This is a genomic window from Nocardioides oceani, from assembly GCF_030412965.1.
Taxonomy (GTDB): Bacteria; Actinomycetota; Actinomycetes; order Propionibacteriales; family Nocardioidaceae; genus Nocardioides; species Nocardioides oceani.
In genome coordinates, this window is record NZ_JAUHJQ010000002.1 from 448,786 (window position 1) to 469,168 (window position 20,383).

The 20,383-nt window shown below is 73.8% G+C and carries 19 protein-coding genes; 17 read left to right on the forward strand and 2 right to left on the reverse strand.

Annotation, left to right across the window (positions count from 1 at the left end):
- Positions 1–7: 7 nt before the first annotated feature.
- The 17 genes from QWY28_RS07690 (at position 8) to QWY28_RS07770 (ending at position 17,753) form a co-directional block, all read left to right on the forward strand.
- Positions 8–2,278, forward strand: a complete 2,271-nt coding sequence (locus tag QWY28_RS07690) for an ATP-dependent DNA helicase RecG (protein ID WP_300951740.1) — start codon at positions 8–10, stop codon at positions 2,276–2,278.
- A 7-nt stretch (positions 2,279–2,285) separates the two neighbouring features.
- On the forward strand, positions 2,286–2,876 hold the full coding sequence (rsmD, locus tag QWY28_RS07695; RefSeq protein WP_300951741.1) for a 16S rRNA (guanine(966)-N(2))-methyltransferase RsmD: 591 nt from the start codon (positions 2,286–2,288) through the stop codon (positions 2,874–2,876).
- A gap of 13 nt (positions 2,877–2,889) precedes the next feature.
- Positions 2,890–3,396 (forward strand): pantetheine-phosphate adenylyltransferase, encoded by a 507-nt coding sequence (gene coaD / locus QWY28_RS07700; protein ID WP_300951742.1) that lies wholly within the window; start codon positions 2,890–2,892, stop codon positions 3,394–3,396.
- A gap of 108 nt (positions 3,397–3,504) precedes the next feature.
- A complete protein-coding gene (locus tag QWY28_RS07705) occupies positions 3,505–4,041 on the forward strand; it encodes a YceD family protein (RefSeq protein WP_300951743.1) in 537 nt (178 codons plus the stop codon).
- A 62-nt stretch (positions 4,042–4,103) separates the two neighbouring features.
- Positions 4,104–4,289 carry a 50S ribosomal protein L32 gene (gene rpmF, locus QWY28_RS07710; protein ID WP_166189999.1) on the forward strand — a complete coding sequence of 62 codons (186 nt, stop codon included), beginning with the start codon at positions 4,104–4,106 and terminating at the stop codon, positions 4,287–4,289.
- Positions 4,210–5,070 carry a ribonuclease III gene (rnc, locus tag QWY28_RS07715; RefSeq protein ID WP_439117235.1) on the forward strand — a complete coding sequence of 287 codons (861 nt, stop codon included), beginning with the start codon at positions 4,210–4,212 and terminating at the stop codon, positions 5,068–5,070. Before rpmF ends, rnc begins: the two co-directional genes overlap by 80 nt.
- Positions 5,071–5,073: 3 nt before the next feature.
- On the forward strand, positions 5,074–5,973 hold the full coding sequence (mutM, locus tag QWY28_RS07720) for a bifunctional DNA-formamidopyrimidine glycosylase/DNA-(apurinic or apyrimidinic site) lyase (RefSeq protein ID WP_300951745.1): 900 nt from the start codon (positions 5,074–5,076) through the stop codon (positions 5,971–5,973).
- Positions 5,974–6,110: 137 nt separating this feature from the next.
- Positions 6,111–6,314 (forward strand): hypothetical protein, encoded by a 204-nt coding sequence (locus QWY28_RS07725; RefSeq protein ID WP_300951746.1) that lies wholly within the window; start codon positions 6,111–6,113, stop codon positions 6,312–6,314.
- Positions 6,315–6,384: 70 nt separating this feature from the next.
- Positions 6,385–7,614 carry an MFS transporter gene (locus tag QWY28_RS07730; RefSeq protein ID WP_300952294.1) on the forward strand — a complete coding sequence of 410 codons (1,230 nt, stop codon included), beginning with the start codon at positions 6,385–6,387 and terminating at the stop codon, positions 7,612–7,614.
- An 80-nt stretch (positions 7,615–7,694) separates the two neighbouring features.
- Positions 7,695–11,255 carry a chromosome segregation protein SMC gene (gene smc, locus QWY28_RS07735; protein ID WP_300951748.1) on the forward strand — a complete coding sequence of 1,187 codons (3,561 nt, stop codon included), beginning with the start codon at positions 7,695–7,697 and terminating at the stop codon, positions 11,253–11,255.
- Positions 11,252–11,692 carry an acyl-CoA thioesterase gene (locus QWY28_RS07740; protein WP_300951750.1) on the forward strand — a complete coding sequence of 147 codons (441 nt, stop codon included), beginning with the start codon at positions 11,252–11,254 and terminating at the stop codon, positions 11,690–11,692. Before smc ends, QWY28_RS07740 begins: the two co-directional genes overlap by 4 nt.
- Positions 11,693–11,734: 42 nt before the next feature.
- Positions 11,735–11,929, forward strand: coding sequence for a hypothetical protein (locus QWY28_RS07745; protein ID WP_300951751.1), 195 nt, complete (start codon positions 11,735–11,737; stop codon positions 11,927–11,929).
- Positions 11,930–11,992: 63 nt separating this feature from the next.
- A complete protein-coding gene (gene ftsY, locus QWY28_RS07750) occupies positions 11,993–13,165 on the forward strand; it encodes a signal recognition particle-docking protein FtsY (protein WP_300951753.1) in 1,173 nt (390 codons plus the stop codon).
- Positions 13,166–13,378: 213 nt separating this feature from the next.
- Positions 13,379–14,689 carry an ammonium transporter gene (locus QWY28_RS07755; RefSeq protein ID WP_300951755.1) on the forward strand — a complete coding sequence of 437 codons (1,311 nt, stop codon included), beginning with the start codon at positions 13,379–13,381 and terminating at the stop codon, positions 14,687–14,689.
- The gene (locus tag QWY28_RS07760; protein WP_300951756.1) at positions 14,686–15,024 is read left to right on the forward strand and encodes a P-II family nitrogen regulator; all 339 of its coding nucleotides are present in this window, start codon (positions 14,686–14,688) and stop codon (positions 15,022–15,024) included. Before QWY28_RS07755 ends, QWY28_RS07760 begins: the two co-directional genes overlap by 4 nt.
- A gap of 109 nt (positions 15,025–15,133) precedes the next feature.
- Positions 15,134–15,472 carry a P-II family nitrogen regulator gene (locus QWY28_RS07765; protein ID WP_300951758.1) on the forward strand — a complete coding sequence of 113 codons (339 nt, stop codon included), beginning with the start codon at positions 15,134–15,136 and terminating at the stop codon, positions 15,470–15,472.
- A 67-nt stretch (positions 15,473–15,539) separates the two neighbouring features.
- Positions 15,540–17,753: a [protein-PII] uridylyltransferase gene (locus QWY28_RS07770; protein ID WP_300951760.1), complete on the forward strand. Its 2,214-nt coding sequence runs from the start codon at positions 15,540–15,542 to the stop codon at positions 17,751–17,753.
- A 222-nt stretch (positions 17,754–17,975) separates the two neighbouring features.
- Here the strand turns inward: QWY28_RS07770 and QWY28_RS07775 are convergent, their stop codons facing one another.
- A complete protein-coding gene (locus QWY28_RS07775) occupies positions 17,976–18,158 on the reverse strand; it encodes a YbdD/YjiX family protein (protein ID WP_300951761.1) in 183 nt (60 codons plus the stop codon).
- Positions 18,155–20,353: a carbon starvation CstA family protein gene (locus QWY28_RS07780; protein ID WP_300951763.1), complete on the reverse strand. Its 2,199-nt coding sequence runs from the start codon at positions 20,351–20,353 to the stop codon at positions 18,155–18,157. Before QWY28_RS07780 ends, QWY28_RS07775 begins: the two co-directional genes overlap by 4 nt.
- Between the last annotated feature and the right edge of the window lie 30 nt (positions 20,354–20,383).

Here is a 20,383-nt window from a genome sequence, read left to right on the forward strand (position 1 = left end):
CCACCGCGTGATCACCGTCGACAGCCCGGTCGCCGCCGTGCTCGGCGACCAGAAGACCAAGCGCGCCAAGATCGAGGACAAGCTCGGCATCCGCACCGTCGGGGACCTGCTGCACCACTTCCCGCGGCGGTACGTCGAGACCAAGGAGCTCACCAAGGTCGACGACCTGGAGCCCGGCGAGGTCGTGACCGTCGTCGGCCAGGTCGTGTCCTCCGACGTGCGCACCTACACCGACCGCCGCACCGGCCGCACGGCGTACCGCCTCGACGTGGTGCTGACCACCGACGGCCCGCGCCTGCGGATGTCGTTCTTCGCCAAGGGCCGCCACGTCGCGGACTACAACGCGCGTCGGCTCGCCGTCGGTCGCCGCGGGCTGTTCGTCGGTGGCGTCAACGCCTTCCGGGGGGAGTGGCAGCTGACCAACCCCAAGATGGTGCTCTTCGGCCCCGGCCCCGAGGGCGGCCCCGGCCCCGGGGGCCCCGGCGGTGCCGAGGACCCGGAGGCCGAGCTCGACGCGCTCGGGGCGCTCTACCCGATCTACCCGCTCACCAGCGGCGTGGAGTCCTGGGACCTCCAGCGCGCGATCACCTTCGCCCGCAGCGTCGTCGACGAGGTGCCGGAGGTGCTGCCGGCCGAGGTGCGCGAGGAGCACGGGCTGCTCCCCGCGCGCCGCGCGCTGGACTGGGTGCACGCACCCGACGACCGGACCCAGGTGGGGGCGGCGCTCAAGCGCTACCGGTTCGAGGAGGCGCTGGTCACCCAGCTGGTGCTCGCCCGCCGCCGGCGGGCGCTGCGCGCCGTGGGCGCCCAGGCACGCGCCGGGGGCGACGGCGCGCTGCTGGCCGCCTTCGACGCGCGGCTGCCCTTCGAGCTCACCGCGGGCCAGCGGTCGGTCGGGGAGGAGATCGAGCGCGACCTCGCCGAGCCGCACCCGATGAACCGGCTCCTGCAGGGCGAGGTCGGGTCGGGCAAGACGCTGGTCGCGCTGCGCGCGATGCTGCGGGTGGTCGACTCCGGCGGCCAGGCCGCACTGCTGGCCCCCACCGAGGTGCTCGCCCAGCAGCACCACCGCTCGATCACCGCCATGCTCGGCGACCTCGCCGCCGGCGGCATGCTCGGCGGCGCCCCCGAGGCGACGGCCGTGGAGCTGCTGACCGGCTCGATGACCAAGACCCAGCGCACCGCCCCGCTGCTGCGGATCGCCTCCGGCGAGGCCGGCATCGTCATCGGCACCCACGCGCTCCTGGAGGAGAAGGTCGGCTTCGCCGACCTCGGCCTGGTCGTCGTCGACGAGCAGCACCGCTTCGGCGTCGAGCAGCGCGCCGCGCTCACCGACAAGGCCGGCACGCCGCCGCACGTGCTGGTGATGACCGCGACGCCCATCCCGCGCACCGTCGCGATGACCGTCTTCGGCGACCTGGAGACCTCGACGCTCTCGGAGCTGCCGGCGGGCCGGGCGCCGATCCAGACCACGGTGGTGCCGGTCGCCGAGCACCCGGGCTGGATCTCGCGCGTGTGGGAGCGCGTGCGCGAGGAGGTCGCCGCCGGGCACCAGGCGTACGTCGTGTGCCCCCGCATCGCGGGTGACGAGCTCGAGCAGGGCGGCGAGGACGCACCCCCGGACGACCCGGAGGGCACGGGGGAGAAGAGGGCTGCCCGGAGCGGGCCGCCGCTGGCGGCCGTCGAGGAGGTCGTGGCGGAGCTGGCCGACGGCCCGCTCGCCGGCCTCCGCGTCAGCGCCCTGCACGGCCGGATGCCCGCGGAGGACAAGGAGCGCACCATGCGCGCCTTCGCCGCGGGGGACGTCGACGTCCTCGTCTCGACGACCGTCATCGAGGTCGGCGTCGACGTCGCGAACGCGACCGCGATGGTGCTCCTCGACGCGGACCGCTTCGGGGTCTCCCAGCTGCACCAGCTCCGCGGCCGCGTGGGCCGCGGCGGCCTGCCGGGCCTGTGCCTGCTCGTCTCGCGCGCCGAGGCGGGCACGCCCGCGCGCCAGCGGCTCGACGCGGTCGCCTCGACCACCGACGGGTTCGAGCTGAGCCGGGTGGACCTGGAGCAGCGGCGCGAGGGCGACGTGCTGGGCGCCAGCCAGTCCGGCTTCCGCTCGAGCCTGCAGAACCTGCGCGTGCTGCGCGACGAGAAGACCATCGTCGCCGCCCGACGGACCGCCGAGGCGCTGCTGGACCGCGACCCCGACCTCGCCACGGCGCCCGCGCTGGCCGCCGCGGTGCAGGAGATGGAGCTGTCCGCCGGCGGGTACATCGAGAAGTCGTGAGGACCCCGTGACCAGGATCATCGGCGGCGCGGCCGGCGGCCGGCGGATCGCCACCCCGCGTGGTGCGGCCACCCGCCCCACCAGCGACCGGGTCCGCGAGGCCCTGTTCTCCGCCGTCGAGTCGTGGTGCGGGTCGCTGCAGGGCCTGCGCTTCCTCGACCTGTACGCCGGGTCCGGCGCGGTCGGGCTCGAGGCGTGGTCCCGCGGGGCCGGCGTGGTGACGCTGGTCGAGCAGGACCGGCGGACGGCGGCGCTCGTGCGGGACAACGCCCGCTCGCTCGGCTTCGCCCGCGCCGACGTGGTGACCGGCGCGGTCGGGTCGACGCTGCACCGGCACCCGGCCGCGCCGTACGACGTCGTCTTCAGCGACCCGCCATACCCCCTCGACGAGCAGGCACTCGCCCGCGACCTCGCCGCGCTGGTCGACCACGGGTGGTTGGTGCCCGACGCGCTGGTCGTCGTGGAGCGTTCCGCGCGCAGCCCCGAGCCCAGCTGGCCGGACGGGATCGAGCCGGTCCGGGAGCGTCGCTACGGCGAGACCGTGCTCTGGTACGGTCGCGCCGCCCACGCCACGGACGAGCAGTCCACCGAGGACTAGAGCGGAGCCCCACGTGCGCCGAGCCGTCTGCCCGGGGTCCTTCGACCCCGTCACCCGCGGCCACCTCGACGTCGTCCGCCGGGCCGCCGGGCTCTTCGACGAGGTCGTCGTCGCCGTCGGGACCAACCCCTCCAAGAACCGGCTCTTCGAGCCCGACGAGCGCCTCGCGATGCTGGAGCGGGCCTGCGCGGAGTGGGACAACGTCCGCGTCGACGGCTTCCGCGGGCTGCTCACGACCTACTGCCAGGACAACGACGTCGTCGCGATCGTCAAGGGCCTGCGCGGGGCGGGGGACTTCGAGTACGAGCTGCCGATGGCCCACATGAACAGCTCCCTGACCGGCGTCGACACCGTCTTCCTGCCGACCGACCCGCAGTGGTCCTTCCTGTCCAGCAGCCTGGTCAAGGAGGTCGCCGGCCTCGGTGGCGACGTGTCCGCCTTCGTGCCGGACTTCGTGCTGGAGCGGCTGACCGAGCGGCTCGCCGAGCGGCAGGCGGAGCGACGTACGCGCGGCGCCTGACCTGCGTTTTGTCCGATCGTCCGCCCGGCGGTTAGGCTTCTCGCTGATCTGTACGTGCCCGGACCCGGAAGTGATCATCTGAACAGCCTGGACCCGAGAGCGCCGCTCGTGCTCGACACCCGCGAGCTCGGCCGCCGCCCGGGGTCCCAGCGACAGGTGACGCGGACGGTGCCGGCACCGCCAGATCTGGGCATCGAAGTCCTCAAGGTCCCCGAGGGGTCGCCGGTCGAGCTCGACCTGCGCCTCGAGGCGGTCATGGAGGGAGTGCTGGTGACGGGCACGGCGCGAGCCGGGCTCGAGGGCGAGTGCGCACGGTGCCTGGAACCGATCGAGGACGACTCCGAGGTCACGTTCCAGGAGCTGTTCGTCTACGACGACCCGGCCCACCAGGGCGACCCCGACGAGGACGACGAGGTCAGCAAGCTCGAGGACGACCTGCTCGACCTCGAGCCGCTGCTGCGGGACGCGGTGGTGCTCGCACTGCCGTTCCAGCCCTTGTGCGAGGACGACTGTCCCGGCCTGTGCACCGAGTGCGGTGCACGCCTGGCCGACGACCCGGACCACTCGCACGAGGCGCCGGTCGACCCGCGGTGGGCGGGCCTCGCGGCCCTGAAGCAGGACCCCAGCAGCAACTCGCAGGACTGATCCGGTCCCGCAAGCACAGCCAGGTACGGCCGGCACCACCGGTCCAGAACGAGGAGAGAACAGTGGCAGTCCCGAAGCGGAAGATGTCGCGCAGCAACACGCGTCACCGTCGGTCGGCCTGGAAGGCCGTCGCGCCCACCCTGGTGACCTGCGCGAACCCCGCCTGCGGTGCCAAGCACCTCCCGCACCGCGCGTGCGGCGAGTGCGGGCAGTACGGCGCTCGCGCCGACCGTCGTCAGGTCATCTGAGACCGGTCCACTGACCAACTACGCAGAGCTGCGCACGGCGCTCGGGGATCCGGAGCTGGACCCCGAGCTGCTGGAGCGCGCGCTCACGCACCGTTCGTACGCGTACGAGAACGGCGGCCTTCCGACCAACGAGCGCCTGGAGTTCCTGGGCGACTCGGTGCTCGGCGTCGTCGTGACCGAGACGCTCTACACGACCCACCCCGACCTCTCCGAGGGTCGGCTGGCCAAGCTCCGCGCAGCGGTCGTCAACGCCCGCGCGCTGGCCGAGGTGGGTCGAGCCATCGGGCTCGGCGACCACGTGAAGCTGGGTCGCGGCGAGGAGTCGACGGGGGGTCGGGGCAAGGCCTCGATCCTCTCCGACACCGTCGAGGCGGTCATCGGGGCCGTCCACCTCTCCGGTGGCGGCTTCGAGACCTCCGCCAAGGTCGTCCACCTCCTCTTCGACCCGCTCATCGAGGCCGCCTCGGCCATGGGTGCGGGCCTGGACTGGAAGACCTCGCTGCAGGAGCTCGCCGCCGAGCACGGCCTCGGCGTCCCCGAGTACGTCATCGAGGACGAGGGTCCCGACCACCAGAAGACCTTCACCGCGCAGGTGCGGGTCGGTGACCGCCTCTACGGCAACGGCGTCGGACGCTCCAAGAAGGAGGCCGAGCAGGCCGCCGCGGAGACGGCGTACGGCGAGATCGCGACCGCGCTCGGGGTCGCCGACCCCGCGGCCGACGCCGCCACCACCAGCGCCACCACCGGCGCCACCACCGGCAGCGCTCCGCAGCCCGGCTGACCCGTGCCCGAGCTGCCCGAGGTCGAGGTGGTCCGCGCCGGCCTCGAGCGCCACGTGCTCGGCGCGACCATCACCCGCGTCGACGTCCTCCACCCGCGTCCGGTCCGCCGTGACCCCCGCGGGCCGGAGGGCTTCGCGCAGGCGCTGGCCGGCCGCCGCATCGTCGCGGCCCGCCGGCGCGGCAAGTACCTCTGGCTGCCGCTCGACGACGGCGACGCGCTCATGGCCCACCTCGGCATGAGCGGTCAGCTGCTCGTGCAGCCGCCCGACGCCCCGGCCGAGCGACACCTGCGGGTGCGGCTGGGTCTCGAGGGGGCCGACGAGGGGCGCGAGCTGCGCTTCGTCGACCAGCGGATGTTCGGCGGCCTGTCGATCTCCGAGGGCGGTGCCGAGCTGCCGCCGGAGATCGCGCACATCGCCCCGGACCCGCTCGAGGCCGCGTTCGACGCCGCCGACGTCGTACGTCGCGTGCGCCGGCGCACCTCGGGGGTCAAGCGGCTGCTGCTGGACCAGAACCTCGTCTCGGGCGTCGGCAACATCTACGCCGACGAGGCGCTGTGGCGCGCCAGGATCCACGGCGAGCGGCCGGGGGAGCGGCTGACGGTCACGCAGGTGCGCGAGCTGATCGGCCACGTGCACGCGGTGATGACCGACGCGCTGGCGCAGGGCGGCACGTCGTTCGACGCGCTCTACGTCAACGTCAACGGCGAGTCCGGCTACTTCGACCGCTCGCTGCACGCCTACGGCCGCGAGGGCGAGCCCTGCGACCGGTGCGGCACGTCGATCCGACGGGTGCCGTTCATGAACCGTTCGTCGTACTTCTGCCCCACCTGCCAGCCGGCCCCGCGACGTCGCCGCGCCGTGCCCGCCGGCGGCTCGCCCGTGGTGCCCGTCCCGGATTGACGCACCCGCCGGGCGGGTGCGACTCTTGAAGACGGCCCGCCCGCGTGCGGCCCCGCTCCCGTCGGCCCTCCCGGCCGCCCCGGTCCCGCTCGAGGGACCACCACCTGCACGTCCACCTCGAACCGAAGGAACACCCCATGGCCAAGGCGCTGATCGGCTACCTGGACAGCGACCTGCGTGACCCCCGCCTCGCGGCGGACAACGCCCGCCTCCGCGCCCGCGTCCGCGAGCTCGAGGCCCTCGTGCTGCGTCTCAGCGAGGAGAACGACCGGCTGGTGGCCGCCCAGGCCGCCGACATCCTCGACCGCGAGTCGGGGCTGCAGGAGATGCAGCCGGCCTGACCGGCTCTCCACCACGCACCCGCACGGACCCCCGGGCCCGACCCTGATCGAGACCCTCCTCCCCGCACGCCTGGGGACGTCCTTCCGGTGGCTGCTCGCCTCCACCTGGGTCACCAACATCGGTGACGGCATCGCCCTGGCGGTCGGTCCGCTGCTGGTCGCCTCGCTGACCGACCAGCCCGCGCTCATCGCGCTGGCCGCCACCGTGCAGTGGCTCCCGCCGCTGCTCTTCGGCCTCCTCGCCGGTGTCGCGTCCGACCGGCTCGACCGCCGCGGCGTGATGATCGTCGTCAACGCCGTGCGGGTGGTGGTCGTCGCGCTGCTCGGCGCCGCCGTGCTCACGGGGCACGCGACGATCGCGGGCGTCCTGCTGGCGCTGTTCGTGCTGGGCACCGCCGAGGTCTTCGTCGACAACACCGCCTCGACGCTGCTGCCGATGCTCGTCCACCGCGACGACCTGGCCGTGGCCAACAGTCGGCTCTACACCGGCATCATCACCTTCAACCAGCTCGCCGGCCCGCCGATCGGCGCCGCGATCTTCGTCGCCGGCACGGCGTACCCCTTCCTGGTCCAAGCCGTCGCCGTCGCGCTCGGCGTCGTGCTGGTCAGCCGGCTGCGGCTGCCGCCGCACGGCCGCGACCCCGAGACCGTCGGCCGGGTGGTCCACGACATCGCCGAGGGGTTCCGCTTCGTCCGGCACCACGCCGCGGTCCGCACCCTGGTGCTGACCATCCTCATCTTCAACCTCACCTTCGGCGCGGCCTGGTCGGTGCTGGTCCTCTACGCCACCGAGCGGCTGGACATGGGCGCGGTCGGCTTCGGGCTGCTGACAACGACCTCGGCGGTCGGCGGGCTGCTGGCGACGCTGGGGTACGGCGCCCTCACCCGGCGGGTCGGCCTCGGCGACCTGATGCGGGTCGGGCTGGTCGTGGAGACGCTCGTCCACCTCGTGCTGGCGCTGACGACCTCGCCGGCGGTCGCCCTGGTGACGTTCTTCGTCTTCGGCGCGCACGCCTTCATCTGGGGCACGACCTCGGTGACGGTCCGGCAGCGGGCGGTCCCGTCGCACCTGCAGGGCCGGGTCGGCGGGGTCAACCTGGTCGCCTGCTTCGGCGGCTTGGTGATCGGCTCCGGGCTCGGCGGCGTGCTCGCCCAGCACTGGGGCGTCACCGCTCCGTTCTGGTTCGCCTTCGCCGGCTCGGCGGTCTTCGTCGTCGCCATCTGGGGCCAGCTGCACCACATCGCCCACGCGGACGCCACGCCGGTCGCCGACGAGCCGGGCCCGCGGGCGGTAGTCTGACGGCGCTGAGCTTCCCCCGGCGCAGCCCGACCGCCGCCCCGACATCAGCGCCGACGACCGACCGGTGTAGGGAGCCCCCGTTGTACCTGAAGAGCCTGACCCTCAAGGGGTTCAAGTCCTTCGCGTCCTCGACGACGCTCCAGCTCGAGCCGGGCATCACCTGCATCGTCGGCCCGAACGGCTCCGGCAAGTCCAACGTGGTCGACGCGCTCGCCTGGGTGATGGGCGAGGCCAGCGCCAAGTCGCTGCGCGGCGGGAAGATGGACGACGTCATCTTCGCCGGCACCTCCGGGCGGCCGCCGCTGGGCCGCGCCGAGGTCGTGCTGACCATCGACAACTCCGACGGCGCGCTGCCCATCGAGTACGCCGAGGTCACGATCAGCCGCACGATGTTCCGCTCCGGTGGCTCGGAGTACGCCATCAACGGCAGCACGTGCCGGTTGCTGGACGTCCAGGAGCTGCTCTCGGACTCCGGCATCGGCCGCGAGATGCACGTCATCGTCGGTCAGGGCCAGCTCGACCAGATCCTCCACGCCACCCCCGAGGACCGCCGCGGGTTCATCGAGGAGGCCGCGGGCGTCCTCAAGCACCGCAAGCGCAAGGAGAAGGCGCTGCGGAAGCTGGATGCGACCGAGGGCAACCTCAACCGCCTCAACGACCTGCTCGGCGAGATCCGGCGGCAGCTCAAGCCGCTGGGCCGCCAGGCGGAGGTCGCCCGCCGGGCCCAGACGGTCCAGGCCGACGTGCGCGACGCCCGGGCCCGCCTGCTCGCCGACGACCTGGTCACCGCCCGCACCGCGCTGGAGCAGGAGCTGGCCGACGAGTCGGTGCTCGTGCAGCGGCGCGAGCAGCTGGAGGCCGCCGTCGCCGCCGCCCGGGAGACCGAGTCCTCGCTCGAGGCGGCGCTGCGCGAGGACCTGCCCGCGCTGGCCGCCGCGCAGGAGACGTGGTTCGCGCTGTCCGGCCTGCGCGAGCGGCTGCGCGGCACCCAGTCGCTGGCCGCCGAGCGGGTCCGCAACGCCGCCGGCACGGCCGAGACCGAGCACCGGGGCGGTCGCGACCCCGAGGAGCTCGAGGCCGAGGCCGAGCGGATGCGGGAGAACGAGCAGCGCACCGCCGCGGAGGTCGACCGGCACCGCACCGCTCTCGAGGAGGCCGTCGCGGCCCGCCGCGCAGCCGAGGACGCCGCGGCCGAGGAGGACCGCCGGATCGCCGCGCTGCAGCGGGCCGCCGCCGACCGCCGCGAGGGGCTCGCCCGGCTGCACGGCCAGGTCAACGCGCTGCGCTCGCGCGCCTCGGCCGCCGACGAGGAGGTGGGCCGGCTCACCGCCTCCCGCGAGGAGGCGCTGGCGCGCGCCGACCGGGCGCAGCGCGACTTCACCGCGCTCGAGACGCGGGTGGCCGGCCTCGACGCCGGCGAGGAGGGCCTCGACGCCGAGCACGAGGCGGCCACCACGCTCCTCGACGACGTCGAGGAGCGGCTCGCCAAGGTCCGCGAGGCCGCGCAGCAGGCCGACCGCGACCGCTCCGCCCTCGCCGCCCGCAAGGACGCGCTGGAGCTCGGCCTGGACCGCAAGGACGGCGCCGCCGCGCTGCTCGGAGCCACCGACGCGCTGCCGGGGCTGCTCGGCTCGATCGCGGCGCTGGTCAGCGTCCGCAGCGGCTACGAGACCGCGGTCGCCGCCGCTCTCGGCCAGGCGGCCGACGCCGTCGCGGTCGCCGACGCGGACGCGGCCGTCGGGGCCATCGCCCACCTCAAGGGCGAGGACCTCGGTCGCGCGGGCCTCGTGCTCGGTGGCTCCGGGGGCCTCGCCGCTGCCGACCGGCCGGCCCTGCCGGGCCACGCGACGTACGCCGTGGACGTGGTGGAGTGCCCCGCCGACCTGCGCCCGGCGCTCGACCGGCTGCTCGACCGGGTGGCCGTCGTCGACGACCTCGACACGGCCCGCGCCCTGGTCGAGCAGCTGCCCGAGGTGACCGCCGTGACGCGCGAGGGCGACGTGCTCGCCCTCCACGCCGCCGCCGGCGGATCGACCAGCCGGCCCAGCCTGATCGAGGTCCAGGCGGCCGTCGACGAGGCGGCCGCCCGGCTCGCCGAGGTGACCGCGGCGGGGGAGCGGCTCTCCTTCGACATCTCCCGGCTCGAGGCGGAGCGGCTGGAGGCCCAGAAGCGGGCCGACGTCGCGATGGCCAAGCTCCACGAGTCCGACGCGACGCTGGCGGCGGTGGCCGAGGAGCTCGGGCAGTACGGCTCGCAGGCGCGTGCCGCCCGCGGCGAGGCCGAGCGGCTCGCCCAGGCCATCACCCGGGCAGAGGAGGCCCGCGAGCAGGCCGTCGCCGGGCTGGCCGACCTCGAGGCGCGGCTCGCGTCGGCGGAGGACGCACCGGAGGAGGAGCCCGACACCGGCGAGCGCGAGCGGCTGGTCGTCGCCGCGCGCGACGCGCGGCAGGGGGAGATGGACGCCCGGCTGGCGCTGCGGACCTCCGAGGAGCGGGCCCGTGCCCTGCACGGCCGCGCCGACGGGCTGCTCCGCGCCGCGCGCGGGGAGCGGGAGGCGCGGGCCAAGGCGGCCCAGCGCCGGGAGCGGCTGCTGCGCGAGGGCCGGGCCGCCGAGGCGGTCGGCACCGCCGTCGCCCACGTCCTCACCCGCCTGGAGGTCTCGGTCTCCCGGGCGGCCGAGGCGCGGACCGCCGTCGAGCAGGCCCGCGCCGGCCGTGAGGAGCAGCTGCGCGAGGTCCGCACGCGGCTGCGCGACCTGGGCCGCGAGCACGACGAGCTGGTCAGCTCCGCGCACCGCGACGAGCTGGCCCGCGCGCAGCAGCGGATGCGGATCGAGCAGCTCGAGCAGCGGGCGGTCGAGGAGCTCGGCCTGGCCCCGGACGTCCTGGTCGCCGACTACGGTCCCGACCGTCCGGTGCCGGTGGCGCCCGCCCCCGACGCCGCGGAGGACGACCCCGCCCCGGAGCCGGTCCCGTTCGTGCGCGCCGAGCAGGAGAAGCGGCTCCGCTCCGCGGAGCGTGCGCTCGCGACGCTCGGCCGGGTCAACCCGCTCGCGCTGGAGGAGTTCTCGGCCATGGAGGAGCGGCACAAGTTCCTCACCGAGCAGCTCGAGGACCTCCGCAAGACCCGCAAGGACCTCCTCGACATCGTCCGCGAGGTCGACACCCGAGTCGAGCAGGTCTTCACCGAGGCGTACGCCGACGTCGAGCGCGCCTTCGACGCGACCTTCGCGCGGCTCTTCCCGGGCGGCGAGGGGCGGCTGGTGCTGACCGACCCGAGCAGCATGCTGACCACCGGCATCGAGGTCGAGGCCCGCCCCGCCGGCAAGAAGGTCAAGCGGCTCTCGCTGCTCTCCGGCGGCGAGCGCTCGCTCGTCGCGGTGTGCTTCCTGGTCTCGCTGTTCAAGGCCCGGCCCTCGCCGTTCTACATCCTCGACGAGGTCGAGGCGGCGCTCGACGACACCAACCTCGGGCGCCTGCTCGAGATCTACGAGGAGCTGCGGGAGAACTCACAGCTGCTCGTCATCACCCACCAGAAGCGGACGATGGAGGTCGGGGACGCGTTGTACGGCGTGACCATGCGGGGGGACGGCGTCTCGGCCGTCATCAGCCAGCGGCTGCGCGAGCCGGAGCCGGCATGACCGACCGCACCCGGCCGACCCGGGCCGACTACGTCGCGTGGCGCACGATCACCACGCGTTGGCGCGACGACGACGCCTACGGGCACCTCAACAACGCGACGTACTACGAGATGTTCGACACCGCGGTCAACGCACACCTCTACGAGGCCACCGGGGTCGACATCCGGAAGCTGCCGCAGATCGGGATCGTCGCCGAGACCGGCTGCCGCTACTTCCGCGAGATCGGCTTCCCCGCGCCCGTCGAGGCGGGCCTGGTCTGCGACAAGGTGGGCACGTCCTCGGTCGTCTACCGGATCGGCCTGTTCCAGGGTGACTCCGACGAGGCGGCCGCCGAGGGGCGGTTCGTGCACGTGTACGTCGACGACACCGACCCCGCCCGGCCGGTCACGCCGATGCCGGACGTGATCCGCACCGCAGTCAGCCCCCTCCTGCGCTGACCCGCACGGTTGCCCCACCGGTCACAGGGGTAACAAGGGGGAGTGCTGACGATCTCGCTGGTGATGCTGTTCATCCTCGTCGTGGCGGGACTGGTGATGACCTTCGTGGCCTACCCCCACCGCGGGCAGCAGGTGCCCCAGGCCCCCTGGCTCGGCGACGCCATGAGCCGGCTCGCCGACCGCGCGCCGGTGCTCGACCCCGAGTCCGACGACGTGCCGGCCGGCCACCGCCGCTGAGCACCCCGGCGGCGGGGAGCACGCATTTCGGGCGGCCCCTGCCCCGGATGATTGGATGACGGCATGGACGCCCTCGCCATCTTGATCCTCGTCGTCGCGCTCGTCGGCCTCGGCCTCGTCGCGGCGGTCACCGGGCTGATCGTCGGCCGGCGCCGCGGTCCCCGGCCGCTGCCGAACACCCACACCGACGTCATCGTCCGGCCGCCGACCGAGGCGCCCGAGGACGACACCGCGGTCGAGCTCAGCGCGCCGCCGGCGACCATCGAGCCCGAGGTCGAGCTCCCGCCGGTCGAGGAGGCCCCGACCCTCGAGCGCCCCGAGGGCACCGCCAGCCGCCTGGTCCGCCTGCGGCAGCGGCTGGCCGGCTCCCAGGGCGCGCTCGGCCGTGGGCTGCTCGCGCTGCTGAGCCGCGACCGGCTCGACGAGGACACCTGGGAGTCCATCGAGGACACCCTGCTCACCGCCGACATCGGGGTCGGCCCCACCCAGGAGCTCGTCGAGCGGCTGCGCACCCGGATGCGCGTCGAGGGCGGCACCGGCGCCGACGCGCGCACCGTCCTGCGCGAGGAGCTGCTCGCGCTCGTCGACCCGTCGATGGACCGCCGGCTGCAGGTGAGCGGCGCGGACGGCCAGCCGGGCGTGGTCCTGGTCGTCGGCGTCAACGGCGCCGGCAAGACCACCACCGTCGGCAAGATCTCGCGCATCCTCGTGGCCGAGGACCGCAGCGTCGTCCTCGGTGCCGCCGACACCTTCCGCGCCGCCGCCGTCGAGCAGCTGGCCACGTGGGGCGAGCGCGTCGGCGTCGAGGTCGTCCGCGGCCCCGAGGGCACCGACCCGGCCAGCGTCGCGTTCGAGGCCGTCAAGGAGGGCGTGACCCGCGGCGTCGACACCGTCATCGTCGACACCGCCGGCCGCCTGCAGAACAAGGCCGGCCTCATGGACGAGCTCGGCAAGGTCAAGCGCGTCATCGAGAAGCAGGCGCCGGTCACCGAGGTGCTGCTCGTCCTCGACGCGACGACCGGTCAGAACGGCATGATCCAGGCCCGCGTCTTCAGCGAGGTCGTCGACGTCACCGGCATCGTGCTGACCAAGCTCGACGGCTCGGCCAAGGGCGGCATCGTGGTCGCGGTCCAGCGCGAGCTCGGCGTACCGGTCAAGCTCGTCGGCCTCGGTGAGGGCGCCGACGACCTGGCGCCGTTCGACGCCGGAGCGTTCGTCGACGCGCTGCTCGGCTGAGGCGCCCGAAGCCCGGGCGCACCAAACGCGGCGCGCCCGGGACGTAACCGGGTCGTAACGAAACCCCGGAACTCGTTTCCTCCTCGCAACATGCCGCGGTGGGCCGCGAAACCTCCACCGCCGAGGGTTCTCGACAGCAGCCGGACCCGCACCTGACAGCGACGTCAGTCGATTGAGGGGCCGGCCTTCGACGAGAGCAACCCTGGAGGTTCCGTGGACGGCTATTACGCCTTCATGTTGGTGGCGACAGCCCTGGTCCTGATGATGACCGTTCCCGCGCTGGCGCTCTTCTACGGCGGCATGTCCCGCTCGAAGTCCGTGCTCAACATGATGATGATGTCCTACGTCGCTGCGGCGATCGTCGGCATCCTCTACGTCGCGGTCGGCTGGTCGATGGGCTGGAGCGGCGACGGCACGTTCTTCTCCGACCCCTTCGAGCTGCTGTGGCTCGACGGCGTGGCGACCGACGGCTACGTGAGCGTCATGTTCCAGATGACCTTCGCGATCATCACCGTCGCCCTCATCAGCGGCGCCGTCGCGGACCGGATGAAGTTCTCCGCCTGGGTGCTGTTCGTGCCGCTGTGGGCGCTGCTGTGCTACTTCCCGATGGCCCACATGGTCTTCAGCTGCACCGACGACTCGCTCATCTGCGGCCGGATCGGCGCGCAGGACTACGCCGGCGGCACGGCCGTCCACATCAACGCCGGTGTCGCGGCCCTGGTCCTGGTGCTGCTGCTCGGCAAGCGCCTCGGCTTCGGCAAGGAGCCGATGCGTCCGCACAACCTGACCCTCACCATGCTCGGCGCGGGCCTGCTGTGGTTCGGCTGGTACGGCTTCAACGTCGGCTCCATCGTCTTCGGCGGCGAGAGCCCCGAGTCCGACATGGCCCAGTTCTTCTCCGAGACCGGCCGCACCTTCGCCAACACCACCCTCGCCACCATGGCTGCGATCCTCGGCTGGCTCATCGTCGAGCGGTTCATGCACGGCAAGGCGACCTCGCTGGGCGCCGCCTCGGGCATCGTGGCCGGCCTGGTCGCGATCACCCCGGCCGCGGGCGCCGTCGACATCGAGGGCGCGGTCGCCATCGGCGCCATCGCCGGCGCGGTCTGCGCCTGGGCGGTCAGCTGGAAGTTCAAGCTCGGCTACGACGACTCCCTCGACGTGGTCGGCGTCCACCTGGTCGGCGGCGTCATCGGCACCGTCCTGATCGGGGTCTTCTCGACCTCCGACGGCGCGGGCGGCGTGGACGGCCTCTTCTACGGCGGCGGCTTCGGGTCGTTGGGCGACCAGGCGCTGGGCGCGCTCGTCGCGATCGTCATGTCGGCGGTCATCACCCTCGTGATCGGCCTGGTCATCAAGTACACGATCGGCCTGCGGATCACCGACGAGGCCGAGGTCGAGGGCATCGACTTCGACCAGCACGGCGAGACGGCGTACGACCTGCACACCAGCCTGTCCTCGGGCGGCTCGACGGGCGTGCTCGCCCAGGCGACCCGCCCCGTCTCCGAAGGAGCGAACGCGTGAAGCTCGTGACAGCGGTCATCAAGCCGCACAAGTGGGAGGACGTCCGCGAGGCCCTCGAGACCTTCGGGGTGACCGGCATGACGGTCAGCGAGGTCAGCGGCTACGGGCGCCAGAAGGGCCACACCGAGGTCTACCGCGGCGCGGAGTACGACATCGCGCTCGTGCCCAAGATCCGGATCGAGATCGTGGTGGACGACGGTGACGCCGAGGACGTCGTCGGCATCGTCGTCAAGACCGCGCAGACCGGCCGGATCGGCGACGGCAAGGTGTGGGTGAGCCCGGTCGAGACGGTGGTGCGGGTCCGCACCGGCGACAAGGACGAAGCCGCCCTGTGAGCACCCGACGGCCCGGCTCCCTCCCGCGTGGGGGAGCCGGGCCGTCGTCGTGGTCGGGCATGATCGGCGCACCTCCGCACCTCGGGGGACGTCGCGACAGGAGAAGCGCATGAAGCTGGTCACCGCGGTCGTCAAGCCGCACAAGTGGGAGGACGTCCGCGCCGCCCTGGAGTCGGTCGGGGTCACCGGCATGACCGTCAGCGAGGTCAGCGGCTACGGCCGGCAGAAGGGCCACACCGAGGTCTACCGCGGCGCGGAGTACGACGTGTCGCTGGTGCCGAAGCTGCGGCTCGAGGTGGTCGTCGCCGACGGCGACGTCGAGGCGGTCGTCGGCGCGATCGAGCGCGGCGGCCAGACCGGCAAGATCGGCGACGGCAAGGTGTGGGTCTCGCCCGTCGACTCGGTGCTGCGGGTGCGCACCGGCGAGCGCGACGACGAGGCCCTGTGACGGGTCCGCACGCGACGTACCTCCCGACGGCCCGCGCGATGGCCCGCCCGACGGACACCGGGACGCCGTGACCGCCGCCGACCGCGCCGCCCGCACCGAGGAGGCCGACGCGCTGTGCGTGAAGGCCTACGACGGCGTCGGCGGCCCCGAGACCGGGATGGCGCTGGTCGCCGTCGGCGGCTACGGCCGCTCCGAGCTGGCGCCGCACTCCGACCTCGACGTCGTGCTGGTCCACGACGAGGGCGTCGACCCCGGTGAGGTGGCCGCGCAGCTGTGGTACCCGCTGTGGGACTCCGGCGCCCGGGTGGACCACTCCGTGCGGGCCCTGCCGGAGATGGTGACCGCGGCCGAGGCCGACGTGAAGGTCGCCCTCGGCCTGCTCGACGTCCGCCACCTGGCCGGCGACCCCGGACTCTCGCTGCGGCTGCGCACCACGATGCTCGCCCAGTGGCGGCGCGGCGCGCGGGACCGGCTGCCGGAGGTCCAGCGGCTCGTCCACCAGCGCCACGACCTGGTCGGCGAGCTCGCGCACGTGTCCGTGCCGGACCTCAAGGAGGCCGAGGGCGGCATCCGCGACGCCACGGTGCTGCGCGCGCTGGTGGCGACCTGGCTGGTCGACGTGCCGCACGTCGAGCTGGAGCGGGTGCGGCTGGCGCTGCTGGACGTGCGCGACCTGGTCCACGAGGTCGCGGGCCGGCCGAGCGACCGGGTGACCCCCGAGATGTGGGCCGAGCTCGCCACCCGGCTGGCCCTCCCGGACGCGCGGGCCGCGCAGGTCCACGTCCGTGAGCTGGGCCGGCGGATCACGCACCTCTCGCGGCTCACCTGGCGGCGGGTCGGCGACTACCTCGCCCGGCCGGCGGCCGTCGGCGCGCGCCGGCCCTCGCTGACCCCGGTGGCCCCCGGGGTGGCGCTGAGCGGCCGCGAGATCGTGCTGGACGCCCGCGCGAAGCCGGCGGAGGACCCGACCCTGCTGCTCCGTGCGGCCGCCGAGGCAGCCGAGCGTGACGTCGTGCTCGCCCCGCCGACCGCCGCACGCCTGGCCCGCGAGTGCGCGCCGCTGCCCGACCCCTGGCCCGCGGAGGCGCGGCACCTGCTGGTCCGGCTGCTCGCCGCCGGTCGCGGGCTGCTCGACACCTGGGAGACCCTCGAGGAGACCGGCGCGCTGGGCAGCATCCTCCCGGAGTGGGAGCGGATCCGGCTCCTGCCGCACGCCTCGGCGATCCACCGGTTCACCGTCGACCGGCACGTCGTCGAGACCTGCGTGGAGGCCTCCGCGCTCATCCGGACGGTCGCCCGTCCCGACGTGCTCATGGTCGCCGCGCTGCTCCACGACATCGGGAAGGGCAGCCTGACCGAGCACAGCGTCGCCGGCGAGCCGATCGCCCGCGACATCGCCCGCCGGATGGGGTTCACCGACGACGCGGTCGAGCTGGTCGGTACGCTCGTGCGCTGGCACCTGCTCCTCGCCGAGACCGCCACCACCCGCGACCCGGACGACCCCGCCACGGTCGAGCTGGTCACCTCCCGGGTCGGCTCCGGCGAGGCGCTCTCGCTGCTGGCCGCGCTCACCGAGGCCGACGCCAAGGCGACCTCGCCCAAGGCCTGGTCGTCCTGGCGCGCCGGCCTCGTCCTGGACCTCGCCCGCCGGGCCCGGACCGCCCTCGACACCGGGTCGGCACCGCCGGCGGTCGTCGCCGAGGAGGTGCCGGTGCCCGAGGAGGTACGCCGCGGAGGCGTGTCCTTCGGCGTCGAGGAGATCGCGGACGGCTCGCGGATCACCGTCGTCGCCCCGGACCGGGTGGGCCTGCTCGCGGACCTCTCCGGCGTGCTCGCCCTCCACCGGCTGCCCGTCCGTGCCGCCCGCGCCTGGTCGCAGGACCAGCACGCGGTCAGCATCTGGGAGGTCGCCGCGCAGGGCCTCGACCCCACCGTGCTCCGGACGAGGTACGACGCCGTCCGCTCCGGCGCGGTCGACGCGACGGCCCGCCTGCGACCGGCCGGGCCGGACGTGCTCGCCCCGACCGTCGCCGTACGTCCCGAGGCCTCCGAGCAGTCGACGGTCCTCGAGGTGCGTGCCGCGGACCGACCGGGCGTCGTCCACCTGGTGTGCGCCGCGCTGGCCCGGCTCGGCGTCGCGGTGCGCTCCGCCCACGTCGACACGCTCGGCCCGCAGGCCGTCGACGTGTTCTACGTGCAGGAGGTCGACGCGGGGCCGCTGCCCGACGGCCGGGCGGCCGAGGCGGCCCACGCCGTCCGTGCCGCGCTGTCGGGGGAGTAGGTCTGCGTCCCGGACGGTCGGGGCCGGTGGGGATGGGGTGCGCTTGCGGGCGCGGCCGCGTCGACGATCGTTCAATTGAACGATTGCGACCGGGTGGAAGCGCTTCCGCACGTCCACAACCGCGCAATTGAACGAATATCGACGCCGGCGGGTCGACGCGGCGGGTCGACGCGGCGGATCGACGCGGCGGGTCGACGCGGCCGGCCGGCCGGCCGGCTCAGGTCAGCAGCAGCGCGACTGGGGGTTGTGCTCGCGCAGGTCGGTGCGGTGCCGCTCGTACTCCCGGCGGGTCATCGGCGGGGTGCCGTCGGCGGCGCAGCGGGCGAGGTAGGCCTCCCAGCGGGACTCGCCGGTGATCTCCTTGAGGTACCAGCGGATCCCGTCGAGGACGCCTCGTCCGCTCATCGCCGGCCGCCCACCGGCTCGGCCCCGCGGGACCGGGACTCCTCCCACGCGCGCAGCGCCTCCTTCTCCTCGGCGGTCGGGAAGAAGTCGGCCGGCGCGACGATGCGGGACGGGGTGTGCGGCACCTCGGTCGTCGGCAGCCCGTCGGCCCGGGCGGCGCGGACCCAGACGACGACGGCGTTGGCGACCACGATGATCACCAGCACTGCGAACGCGGCCTGGAGCACTCCGTTGAGGGTGGAGTTGAAGACGACCTGGTCCATCTGGCCGGCGTCGGTGGCCGGTGCGAGGACCTCGCCGGCGTCGCGGGCCTCGCGGTAGCGGTCGGCCTGGGCGAGGTAGCCGATCGCCGGGTTGTCGGAGAAGACCTTCTGCCAGCTGGCGGTCATGGTCGTGACCAGGTCCCACGCCAGCGGGATGCCCGGCACCCACGCCCAGCGCAGCTTGCCGTGCTTGATCAGCAGCGTCACGCAGAGCGCGAGCGCGATGGCGGCGAGCAGCTGGTTGGCGATGCCGAAGAGCGGGAAGAGCTGGTTGATCCCGCCGAGCGGGTCGGTGACGCCGACGTACAGCATCGAGCCCCACGCGCCGACGACGACCGCGCTGGCGAGCCAGGAGGCGGGGCGCCACGAGGTGTCGCCGAACCGCTTCCAGACGTTGCCGACGGTGTCCTGCAGCATGAACCGGCCGACGCGGGTGCCGGCGTCGACGGCGGTGAGGATGAACAGCGCCTCGAACATGATCGCGAAGTGGTACCAGAACGCCTGGAGCCCGCCGCCGAACGCCTCGGAGAAGACCTGCGAGAGCCCGAAGGCGAGCGTGGGCGCGCCACCGGTCCGCGAGATCAGCGACTCCTCCTCGACCGCGGCCGCCGCGGCGGCGAGCTGGTCGGGGGTGATGGTGAAGCCGAGCCCCGCGACGAACTCCGCGGCGCTCTCGACGGTCCCGCCGGTGGCGCCGAGCGGCGCGTTCATCGAGTAGTACAGCCCCTGGTCGATGACGACCGCGGCGATGAGCGCGCTGATGGCGACGAAGGACTCCATCAGCATGCCGCCGTACCCGATCATCTTGACCTGGCTCTCCTTGGCGATCAGCTTCGGTGTGGTGCCGGAGGAGATCAACGCGTGGAACCCGGACAGCGCGCCGCAGGCGATGGTGATGAAGACGAACGGGAACACCTTGCCGGCGAAGACCGGCCCGTCGCCGTCGGTGGCGAAGGAGGTGACCGCGTCGGCCTGGATGGTCGGCGCGGCGATGACCAGGCTGACGGCCAGCAGCACGATGACGCCGACCTTCATGAACGTCGAGAGGTAGTCGCGCGGCGTGAGCAGCATCCACACCGGCAGCACCGAGGCGACGAAGCCGTAGACGACCAGGCAGATGACCAGCGTCTCCTTCGACAGCGTCAGCTCGTCGGCGAACGACGAGCCGTCGACCCACCCGCCGCCGACGATCGCCAGGAGCAGGAGCACCACGCCGATCGCGGTGACCTCCAGGACGCGGCCGGGGCGCAGGTAGCGCAGGTAGAACCCCATGAGCAGGGCGATCGGGATGGTCAGCCCGATGGAGAACACGCCCCACGGCGACTCCGCCAGCGCGTTGACGACGACCAGCGCGAGGACCGCGAGGATGATGATCATGATCGCGAAGACCGCGACGAGGGCCGCGACGCCGCCGACGACGCCGACCTCGTCGCGGACCATCTGGCCCAGGCTGCGGCCGTCGCGGCGCATCGAGAAGAACAGCACGACCATGTCCTGCACGGCGCCGGCCAGGACGACGCCAACGACGATCCAGATCGTGCCGGGCAGGTAGCCCATCTGCGCCGCGAGGACGGGGCCGACGAGGGGACCGGCGCCCGCGATGGCCGCGAAGTGGTGGCCGAAGAGGACCCGCCGGTCGGTGACCTCGAAGTCGACGCCGTTGTCGAGCCGCTCGGCCGGGGTGGCCCGCGTGTCGTCGACCTCGAGCACCCGGGTGGCGATGAAGCGCGCGTAGAAGCGGTACGCCACGGCGTACGAGCACAGCGCCGCGAAGAGCATCCACAGCGCCGAGACCTCCTCGCCGCGGGAGAGGGCGAGGACCGCCCAGCAGACCGCGCCGGCGACGCCGACGGCCGTCCAGAGGGCGATCGAGCGCGCGGTGGGGCGCTGGGGCGGACGGGTGGGTTGCCGGACGTCGGTGGCCGTGCTCATGGTGGTGCTCCTGTCCCGAGTGACTGCCCT